Genomic DNA, 9,788 nt, shown 5'->3' with positions numbered 1-9,788 from the left:
GAAAATCAACTAAATGATGCTACTGATGCATTGGCCGTAGCGCTTTGTCACCACTATCAAAAATCATCGCCCATTCGGCACAACAAAAGTTGGAAAGCGTTTGTAGCCGACCATCCCGAGCGAATAAAACCGTAGTAAGGCTTACGCTGATGTTTTCACGTATCCGGGTGGAAGAAACTTTGTAGATAATTTATGACAGCCAACCGACGAAAGAATTTATCTTATGTAGGTGTCGCGCTAATAGCATATTTAGCGGTAACATACTTACTTTACTTAGTTGAGCACGGCAATGAAGGCTCTAATATTAATACCCCAACCGAGGCGTTTTGGTACACAATCGTTACACTTTCTACGGTTGGCTACGGCGACTATTACCCAACTACAGGAATTGGTAAAGTAATTGGGTTAATATTCGTATTAGGTAGTGTAGGAATCTTAGGTTATCTGATTAGTCAGCTTACTGCGCAGGTTTCGGTATATTTAGAAAAAAAACGCTTAGGACTCTTGGGAACAAAATTCACAAACCACATTCTCGTTATTGGTTGGGATAAGTTTGGTAAAGAAGTAGTAGAAGAAGTTGTTCACTCCGGCAATCAGGTGGCTATTGTGTGCAACGACAAAAGTGAGATTGATTTGATCCACGAAGCTTTTGGCACTAAGGAGGTGTTCGCTCTCTTCACCGACTACAGTAATCTGGAAGCTTTGGAAAAGGCAAATATCCAAGATGCTGCTACGGTTTTCATCAACTTCCCGGATGATACTGAGGTACTGATTTATCTGCTGAATCTGAAAAAGTCGTACCCTGATTTGAATTATGTGGTGTCATTAAGCAACCCCAGTTTAAAAGAAACCTTTGCGGCCACCGGAGTGCGCTACGTCGTTTCAAAAACCGAAATTGCTTCTCGCCTAGTAGCTAGTTATACCTTTGAACCCGACGTAGCCATGATGGCCGAGTCGCTTATGACTTCTGCATTGGAAGGAGAAGATTACGATTTGCTGGAATACCGGGTGACCGAACAAAACCCCTACGCTGGTGAAGACTACTTGGATGCCTTTATTTCTCTTAAAAAAGAACATGATTGTGTGCTGGTAGGTATTAACCAAAAGCAGTCGGACGGTAGCCGCTTGCTTAAGAAAAATCCTTCCGCCGGACTTACTATTTCGAGAGATGACTACCTCATTCTGATTTGCACCGGAACGACCAAGAACAAAATGCAAAAGTTGTTCGGAGTATCCGAAGGCCGCTTGCAGGAACGCGGGGCTAAGCAGAAGGTGGAATGACTTTTCTCAATGAATAATTTTTTTCAAGAATAGCCGCAACTCGAGGTTGAAGGAGATTATGCTGAATCCAATATCCATATTTGCTAAATATAGATATATTTTATACTTTTTAGTCTAAAAACTAAGACAATGAATATTAGTTTGACTAAGCAACAAGAAGGATATATTGCTGAACAAATTGAATCCGGTGATTATCAGAACGCAGCAGAAGTAGTGCGGGAGGCCCTACGGTACCATCAGTTATATCGTTCAAAAATCGCTAGCGAACTAAAAGCAGCAATTGATGAGGGCTGGGAAGGCCCCATTAGCAATCGATCCGTTCGAGATATAATTGCATCTAAGAAAAACGTAGAGAAATAGTGGCTGGCGTTCAGTTTTACGAACTTTCTACTGCTGCTGATCAGGATTTGGAAGATGTTTTTGTATCTCGACAATCGTTACGAAGTTCATCGAGCAGAAGAATATGTTCTGAATTTAGAAGCTTTGTTTGATCAACCAATAGATTACTCTGGAATGGGCGTAAGTAGAGATGAGATTCGTGTAGGATTACGTAGCTTCCCCAAAGCGCAACATATCGTATTCTATCGGATACTACCTGACTACCTGATCGAGTTCGAATAGTCCGAGTGCTACACCAACACCGTGACCCTACAAAGCACCTCTAAGCAGTACGTAGTAGTGACATGACCAGTCATATCACCACTACGCATAAATAATCCAATCTACTTCTTAACCCCGTAACCTACCACCACCGTTTCCTCCAGCTTTTTAGTAGACTCATCTTTTTCTGCAGCACTTACGGATTTATCGGTGTTATCCACTCCATCTTCAAATTTGAATGTAATAGGCATCACCATCCGGACCGGCACGGGTTTACCATCGGTAGTACCGGGGTTCCAAGCAGCAGCAGCTTGTAGCATTCGAACCGCCTCCTCATCACAACCGCCCCCAATTCCTTTTAGGGTTTTAAAATCTGTTAGTTCCCCGTACTCATTGACCACAAACTGCACAAATACTTTCCCTTCAATCCCTTTCTCCCGAGCTTCTTTCGGATACTTTATATTATCCCCCACATATCGGTAGAATTCTCTCATTCCCCCTTCGGGTGCCGGTTGATTTTCCACTACCATAAATACGCCATCAGCATCAGGTAATCCCCTTAGCTTTTCCTGAAGAGTGCTTTGCCTTTCGGTTAAACTCTCGATATTAGTGTAGTCACTACTAGAGGCGACTTCTTTAAACACGTTAAGATATACATCTTCCCGGGAAGGAGGTGGGCCACCAGCATTCAGAAATTTTTCCGATTCTATTCGCATGGCATCCATCAAACCGCCTCCGTTTTCAAAGTACTTGTTCGTGTAAACGTTTAGTTGTTCACCAACATCTTTCAATTGAGATTGCACATCTTCATAAGACTCAGCAATAGCCTGCTGTTCCAGTTCTTCGGTATCGGGCTGGCAGGAGAACGCTAGAAATAAGGTGGCTACGACCGGAACAATCAGCGCGTAGCGGTACCAGCGAATGTTATTATTCTTTTCCATCATTTTAATACGTTTTAAGGTTTTGGATTTATAAAAATGGTTGACTACCGTCCACTGCAAGCTGACCATGGATTGCTTGGCTAACAAACGAGAGTAGGTTTGGCGGTTGGCCGCAGGGTGCTGCAGTGCCCCGGCATCCGCCGCGAATTCATGATTTTCTACCAAGGCCCGCTCAAAAAGATAGACCAACGGATGAAACCAGAATACGATTTTTAATAAGGTAAAATAGGTGATGTCGTAGCTATGCTTCTGGCGAATATGGGTTTCCTCATGTGCCATCATTTGGCGCGCTTCCGCAGCAGATAGCGGTTGTGTATTATCCCACAGTAAAAACTGAAAGAAAGAAGAAGTGGGAAAGTTGCCTCCTGTGTGCAATAACTGATAGTTTCCTGAAGAACTTAATCGCGGTTGGCTAACCCGGATAGCCCACCACACGCTTAAAAACTGGCGAAAGTAATATCCAGTTATACCCAATACGCCTACCCCGTAGATAAAACCCAAGAAATAATCCCACCGCCACTGGAATGTTTTCTCGGTTGCGGTGGGAGCTTCTAAAGCCATGAAAGGGTCTAACCAAATGGCTGATGGATTAATTGGGCTGGAAGTAGCCGTATCTAACGGTACTTCCAGTAATGGAAATATCACACCCAATAACGAAGCCACCAACAGATAAAAGCGATTGTACTGGTAGGATGTCTGATTGTGTAGTGCTACCACGTAGAACAGGTAAAAAACGCCCCAGCAAACGCTGACTTCTAGTAGGTAATTAATTAAGGTGTCCATAGTACGCCAATTTGTTGTATTTAAAATGTTTTGGTTGCGGGTAAAAGCTCCGAGAAATTCACTTCCATCGCCCCGGTTTCATCGAAAGAAAAATGTACGTCCATCGCTACTCGCGCGTTCACCGACTTACCGCCTCGCTTACCCGATTTCCACCGGACTTTCAAATTATTTAGAGCTTTCACAATCAGCCCATCCAGTTTGTAAGCTTCGTCCCGTTCGGTTTCCCGGGTGCTGAAGCCTTCTATAATTTGGGGTGAACTGGCTTTTCCGCCCACAGTGAATTCGGTCTTTACCACCCCAGTCATGTCGTAGAATTGAAAGTACACGAGTTGATTTTTCAAGTACTTTCGTATTGCCTCGTGAAAATACACTTCACCTCGTATCGGACGGGGTGGCGTATCCACCTCAGTTAAATGGTAGGTTTTCGTATCGTGAATTATCTCATTTTCGCGCACCGCCATATAATTAGCTGTATCTACCATAATGCCTACCCGAAGCTGCCGAAAATCCGCTTCGTATTCAGGGAAAACGTAACCGACTATTTGCTGATAGTGAGTCTTCCTAGCCGTTTCTCTGTCTTGCATATTTTCCCAATAGTTTGGATGTTGTATCAAGCTATGACCCCACCTCTGGTTCTCGAGCAGTCGTTCTTCTACCAATTCTAATGCTTCTTGGTTGGTCACAGGCTGAGACTCAAAAATCATATTCATAGGGTCATCATCTAGAAAATAGTGTCGGTTGATATCATCGGTCTCGAAAAAATAGTAGAAGAAATAGCGATGAATAGAGTCAGCATCTTTAACTTCTTTCATTCGTCGTTTCAATGCATTAGGAAGCAAATCATAATCAGGAAAATCGGTATTCTCTCGCGTTTCAGAAGCTACCGAAGCTCGTTTAATTGGTTTTTTTGGCGCTTTATCCAGTAACGGCAATACCAGAAATGCCAGTAGTAACGCTAGTGGAATGAGTACGATGGGATTTTCCTTAAGCCACTCCATAACCTAACTACTTTTCTGACGTATCAGAATCGTTTTTATCTTCTTTCAAGTCATCCTCCACATACTTCATTAGTTGCTCGAATTCGCGAATATCCATATCGTTTTCCTGAGCAAAAAAGGAGACTAGTTTGGGAAAAGAACCGCCGAAGTAGCTTCCCAGAAAATTCTTCAGAAAGAAGTTGCTGTACGTTTTCTTGTCCACCAGCGGATAATATTCATGGGTTTTTCCGTAGGCGGTGTAGCCTACAAAACCTTTCTTCTCCAGAATTCGCACAATGGTAGAAACGGTGTTATATGCAGGTTTGGGTTCGTCTATTTTAGCCAAAATATCCTTGACAAACCCTCGCCTAATTTTCCAGAGAATTTGCATGACTTGTTCTTCGGCTTTGGTAAGTTCTTTCATTGGTTTTTGGTATTGGGGGTTTGGTTTTGGAAATTAGGCGCATAATCATGTACAACCCTGCGTACATTTATGTACTATTTACCCTTCGCCTTTTGCCGGTTTCATTTTTTACTGCAATCGAAAAATAATAGGAATCATCATTTGTACCCGAACCGGTTTGCCCCGTTGCTTACCCGGATTCCAACGGGGAGCATTCTTCAGCACCCGAGCGGCTTCTTCATCGCAACCCGCCCCAATTCCTTTAATCACTTCAACGTTGGTAAGCGAGCCATCTTGGTTCACCACAAACTGAATGAATACTTTTCCGTCAATACCCCGGCTTACCGCCTGGCGCGGATACTTTAATTCTTGGGATACATATTGGTAGAAGGCACTTATTCCCCCTGGAAAGGAAGGTCGCTCTTCGGCAGTTATATGAATTTTATCGGTCTCCTCCTCTTCCGGTCTGTTCATTTCTGCAATGTCTAGTATCGGATCACTGATATCTACATCAAGAATAATATCAATAACATCTTCTATTTCTTCTTCATCGTTTACCGGAATAATTACCGGCTGTACTTTAGGCGGCTGAGGTGGTTTAATTTCCGTTATTTCCATTTTTGGTGCCTCAGGAAAATCGTCAGTTACCTGACCCAAATCAATTAATATCCGCTCGGTATATTTCCACTCAAAAGCTACCAATATTACCGAAACCGATAACACTAGCCCAATAGTAAAGTGATACAAACGACGACGTTCCAGATCAGCTTGTTGCGTTTTTTTACTCTCCATAGTACAGTAGTTTTATTTCTTAGAATCAAGATATAACGAAATTTTTAGTTTTCAAACTAATACAATAGTTTTTTAACTAAAAAAATAGTTATTCTATCTAAAAAGAAAGCCAAACCATTGTTCAGCTTTCTAGTTTCTTAGCTTTTTATGCGCTCTTAAGCTTATTTACTTTAATAATTCTTAGTGATTCCAATAACTTCATCACTGGGTAGGTCGGATCGATCTCGAACCAGCGAGCAGCAAAATCTCGGCGATTAGGCAACTTATGATGGTTATTCTGGAACAGCTCTCCTAACATTAAGAAGTCAAATACCAGCGTATTCTTAGACTTATCATTGTTGTCAAAGTTAGAGTAACCGTACTTGTGGCCACACCAGTTTACAATCGCTCCGTGTATTGGTCCCATTAAGTAATGCAGTGGCAACAAGCCATACATCAACCAATGGGTGCCTGGCAATTCAGCGTACGAAATTGCCCAAATGTAAAACAAGCTATACATAACTCCCCACCCTACTCGCACATACCAAAGGTCAGCAAACTTGTCAAAAGCTGGCCAATCTGGTAAATCTTTCGTGAACCGAGCTTCCGGCTCTACTTCATGATCTAAAATATTGTTATAAATATTTTTAGTTTCCCACATCATTGAGAATAGGTTTTCAGTATGATGCGGTGAATGTGGATCTTCGGGCGTATCGCTGTAGGCATGGTGCATACGGTGCAATACCGCGTATGCCCGTGGGCTTAGGTACGAAGATCCTTGAGTAAGCCACGTAAGTAAGTAAAATACTTTTTCCCAGATCGGGTTCATCACAAACATCTTGTGTGCCGCGTAGCGGTGCAAAAAGAAGGTCTGGAAAAACAGGGAGAAATACCAGTGAGCTAAAAAGAGTGCAATGATAATCACAAATGGATAATTTTAGTGGTAAATGAATTGGTTAGGCAAATATACAAATTATGAGAGATGCTCGGTGATTGCTGAACCTAATTATACGTAGAAATCCTAAATATGACTCAACAACAAGCGAAGCTATCAAGAAGTTCTAACGTTTCATCTTCTATTCTGCCTGCGTGAACGCAAAAGCGATAATATTTGCTCCCATTCTCAAGGCTTGTCGGCGCACTTCCTCTGGGTCGTTATGAATCCGTTGATCTTCCCATCCATTACCCAGATCGCTTTCGTAGGAGTAAAAACAAACCATTCTTCCTTCGTATACCAGGCCAAAACCCTGCGCTGCCTGTCCGTCGTGCTCATGAATCTTGGGAAGGCCTTTTGGAAAGTTGTATTTCTGATTATAAATCGGGTGATTAATAGGTAGCTCCACAAATTCCAGTTCGGGAAATACTTTCTTCATCTCGAGCCGGATAAACTCGTCCAAACCGTAATTATCATCTACGTGCAAAAAGCCTCCTGAAATCAAATACTTTCGTAGGTTTTCCGCTTCGTCACCGGTTAATACAATATTTCCGTGACCAGTCATGTACACATATGGGTACAAGAAAAGGTCAGGACTCCCTACATCTACTACCTCTTCTTCCAGGGCTAAGTTAGTATTCAGATTATTATTACAAAAGTCGATGAGGTTAGGTAGAGCCGTTTTATTAGCGTACCAGTCGCCCCCACCCTCATACTTCACCTTAGCAATTGTAATACCCTGGGCTAATACCAACTGTCCTACATTTCCTAGTAGAAGCAATAGCAGCAGAGCTCTATTAAATCTATGAGTAAGAATGTTTCGCATCAAACGAGTTATTTAGCGACTAATTATTAGCTCTCAAACGGAGCAGTAGTAGAAATCGTTTATCGATTGCTTTTTTTCTTTTCTTAATTCACGCTTTGCAATATAAGGTGTGATTTAGCCAATTATATTGTCAAAATTTGATTTTTTCTAAATATCAATTATCTAATAAATAATCACTATTGTTAGAATTATCTAATGCAATGATGGTTTTCATTGATGCAATCACACTGCATATCTACTTTTTTTACAAATTATCTTTATATTCGTGGTATTAACCTATTACTTAGTAGCTCATTCCACCCACTTGACTATCTATCTTTACTATCACTCCTTTTAACTAATACTCTATAAGCCATGAAAAAGATTGAAGCCATCATCCGAACTTCCAAATTCGAGCAGGTAGTAGAAGCTTTGGCCGATGCTGGAGTAGCTTTCCTGTCATTCTACGACGTTAAAGGACATGGCCTAGAAAAAGAGTATCGCACCTACCGAGGCACTACTTATGATGTTGGCTATATTCCTCGTACCAAACTAGAAATTGTAGTATCTGATGAGTTTCTACAAAAAGCGATTGATACCATTCTTAGTAACGCCAAAACCGGTAAAGTAGGAGACGGCAAAATCTTCGTTACCCATTTAGACGAAGTTTATCGAGTTCGTACGGGCGAGACGGGACATGAAGCCATTAACTAACAATGAGCAATTGAAAGTTGATAGAGAAAAATGGATAATGGAAGGCGAAACACCAAAGTCAGTCCATCAGCACTCGAGCTATTTAATAATTAACGAACTATACTAACATTAATCTACTATATCCTATGGAAGAACTTTTCACTACAAATAACTTATGGATGATGATGGCGACCATCTTGGTGTTTATTATGCACCTGGGTTTTGCATCGCTCGAATCTGGTCTTACTCAGTCTAAGAATACCGTCAACATTTTATTCAAAAACGCTACAATTTTACCTATTGGGCTACTTACTTACTGTTTGTGGGGCTTCAACATTATGTACCCAGGCGACGATTTTGCTGGTGGTTTTTTCGGCTTTGCCGGGTTTGGTCTGGATATGCCCGAGGGTGCTAATACGGGCGGCTACAACGAGGGCTACACTTACTGGACTGACTTTATTTTCCAAGCCATGTTCGCGGCTACTGCGGCTACGATTGTGTCGGGTGCCGTAGCCGAACGTATAAAACTACATAGCTTCCTCATCTTTACTGTTATCTATGTTGGGTTAGTTTATCCTATGGTCGGTATGTGGAAGTGGGGCGGTGGTTTCTTGGCTACTATGGAAACCCCATTCTATGATTTTGCGGGCTCTACATTGGTTCACTCGGTCGGTGGTTGGGGGGCTTTAGTCGGAGTAATGCTACTGGGTGCCCGATTAGGCAAATACGTTGATGGTAAAATTCGTCCAATTCCCGGTCATAGTATGCCACTAGCTACCATTGGCGTCTTTTTGCTGTGGTTTGGTTGGTACGGTTTTAACGGTGGTTCCGTACTAAGTGCTGATCCTGGGTTGGTATCCTTAGTGTTTGTTACTACTTCTTTATCGGCTGCCGCGGGAGCCATTGGCGCATTAGTAACCGCCCTAATTGTGGTTCGCTCCAATGATTTATCGATGGTGCTCAACGGTATTTTGGGCGGGCTAGTAGGTATCACTGCGGGTGCTGATCAAATGGGGGTAACTGATGCCATTGTTATTGGCTTGGTTGCGGGAGCATTGGTCGTGATAGCGGTAGTGTTCTTTGACCGGATGAAACTAGATGACCCAGTTGGAGCCATCTCGGTTCACTTAGCGTGCGGCATTTGGGGAACATTGGCGGTAGGAATCTTCGGATCTTTAGCTGGAGGTGCTCAATTTATTAGCCAGTTAATTGGCGTAGGAGTCATTGGTGTCTTCTGTTTTGTTTCGGCCCTACTGATTTTCTACGTACTTAAATCGACTATCGGTATACGGGTATCTAGAGAAGAAGAAATTGAAGGTCTGGATATCGGTGAGCATAAAATGCGCGCTTACCCAGATATGGTGGAAGACCATACGCAGGATAAAGTATTTAGCTAGATAACACTAAACGAGAATTTTCAAAAGCTACTTAATTGGTTAGAGTAGCTTTTTTTATATCTGATCGTCAGGTAATTTTAATATTGGCAAATTTCCCTTAGATTTGCGACTCTCTACAGCAAAAGCTGTAAAATGCACTCGTAGTTCAACTGGATAGAATACCAGATTTCGGCTCTGGGGGTTGAGGGTTCGAATCCTTCCGA

General features: G+C 42.2%; 11 protein-coding genes. 5 read left to right on the top strand and 6 right to left on the bottom strand.

Features of this window, described 5'->3' with window-relative positions:
- The first annotated feature begins 192 nt into the window (after window positions 1-192).
- The 3 genes from WBA23_RS05480 (at window position 193) to WBA23_RS05470 (ending at window position 1,902) form a co-directional block, all read left to right on the top strand.
- Complete coding sequence (locus tag WBA23_RS05480; protein ID WP_424581243.1) at window positions 193-1,281, top strand: potassium channel family protein; 1,089 nt, start codon at window positions 193-195, stop codon at window positions 1,279-1,281.
- Between the two features lie 129 nt (window positions 1,282-1,410).
- Entirely contained in the window at window positions 1,411-1,641 is a 231-nt protein-coding gene (locus WBA23_RS05475; RefSeq protein ID WP_424581241.1) for a type II toxin-antitoxin system ParD family antitoxin, read from the top strand.
- Between the two features lie 54 nt (window positions 1,642-1,695).
- Window positions 1,696-1,902 carry a type II toxin-antitoxin system RelE/ParE family toxin gene (locus tag WBA23_RS05470; protein WP_424581240.1) on the top strand — a complete coding sequence of 69 codons (207 nt, stop codon included), beginning with the start codon at window positions 1,696-1,698 and terminating at the stop codon, window positions 1,900-1,902.
- Window positions 1,903-2,003: 101 nt separating this feature from the next.
- On the opposite strand, the gene WBA23_RS05465 is transcribed toward WBA23_RS05470, so the two are convergent.
- From WBA23_RS05465 to WBA23_RS05440, 6 genes are all read right to left on the bottom strand, one after another.
- The gene (locus tag WBA23_RS05465; protein WP_424581239.1) at window positions 2,004-3,605 is read right to left on the bottom strand and encodes a TonB family protein; all 1,602 of its coding nucleotides are present in this window, start codon (window positions 3,603-3,605) and stop codon (window positions 2,004-2,006) included.
- A gap of 20 nt (window positions 3,606-3,625) precedes the next feature.
- On the bottom strand, window positions 3,626-4,603 hold the full coding sequence (locus tag WBA23_RS05460) for a hypothetical protein (protein ID WP_424581238.1): 978 nt from the start codon (window positions 4,601-4,603) through the stop codon (window positions 3,626-3,628).
- 7 nt (window positions 4,604-4,610) lie between these two features.
- A complete protein-coding gene (locus tag WBA23_RS05455) occupies window positions 4,611-5,006 on the bottom strand; it encodes a BlaI/MecI/CopY family transcriptional regulator (RefSeq protein WP_424581237.1) in 396 nt (131 codons plus the stop codon).
- A 108-nt stretch (window positions 5,007-5,114) separates the two neighbouring features.
- Entirely contained in the window at window positions 5,115-5,777 is a 663-nt protein-coding gene (locus WBA23_RS05450) for an energy transducer TonB (RefSeq protein ID WP_424581236.1), read from the bottom strand.
- Window positions 5,778-5,922: 145 nt separating this feature from the next.
- A complete protein-coding gene (locus WBA23_RS05445) occupies window positions 5,923-6,681 on the bottom strand; it encodes an acyl-CoA desaturase (RefSeq protein WP_424581235.1) in 759 nt (252 codons plus the stop codon).
- Window positions 6,682-6,832: 151 nt separating this feature from the next.
- Window positions 6,833-7,516, bottom strand: a complete 684-nt coding sequence (locus tag WBA23_RS05440) for a DUF4159 domain-containing protein (RefSeq protein ID WP_424581234.1) — start codon at window positions 7,514-7,516, stop codon at window positions 6,833-6,835.
- A gap of 354 nt (window positions 7,517-7,870) precedes the next feature.
- On the opposite strand from WBA23_RS05440, the gene WBA23_RS05435 reads away from it, so the two are divergent.
- Together WBA23_RS05435 and WBA23_RS05430 are read left to right on the top strand one after the other, a co-directional pair.
- The gene (locus tag WBA23_RS05435) at window positions 7,871-8,209 is read left to right on the top strand and encodes a P-II family nitrogen regulator (protein WP_424581233.1); all 339 of its coding nucleotides are present in this window, start codon (window positions 7,871-7,873) and stop codon (window positions 8,207-8,209) included.
- 125 nt (window positions 8,210-8,334) lie between these two features.
- The gene (locus tag WBA23_RS05430) at window positions 8,335-9,585 is read left to right on the top strand and encodes an ammonium transporter (protein ID WP_424581232.1); all 1,251 of its coding nucleotides are present in this window, start codon (window positions 8,335-8,337) and stop codon (window positions 9,583-9,585) included.
- Window positions 9,586-9,788 lie beyond the last annotated feature (203 nt).

This window comes from Tunicatimonas sp. (genome assembly GCF_049647865.1).
In the GTDB taxonomy this organism is placed as follows: Bacteria; Bacteroidota; Bacteroidia; order Cytophagales; family Cyclobacteriaceae; genus Tunicatimonas.
This window is presented reverse-complemented; position numbering and strand designations above follow the sequence as displayed.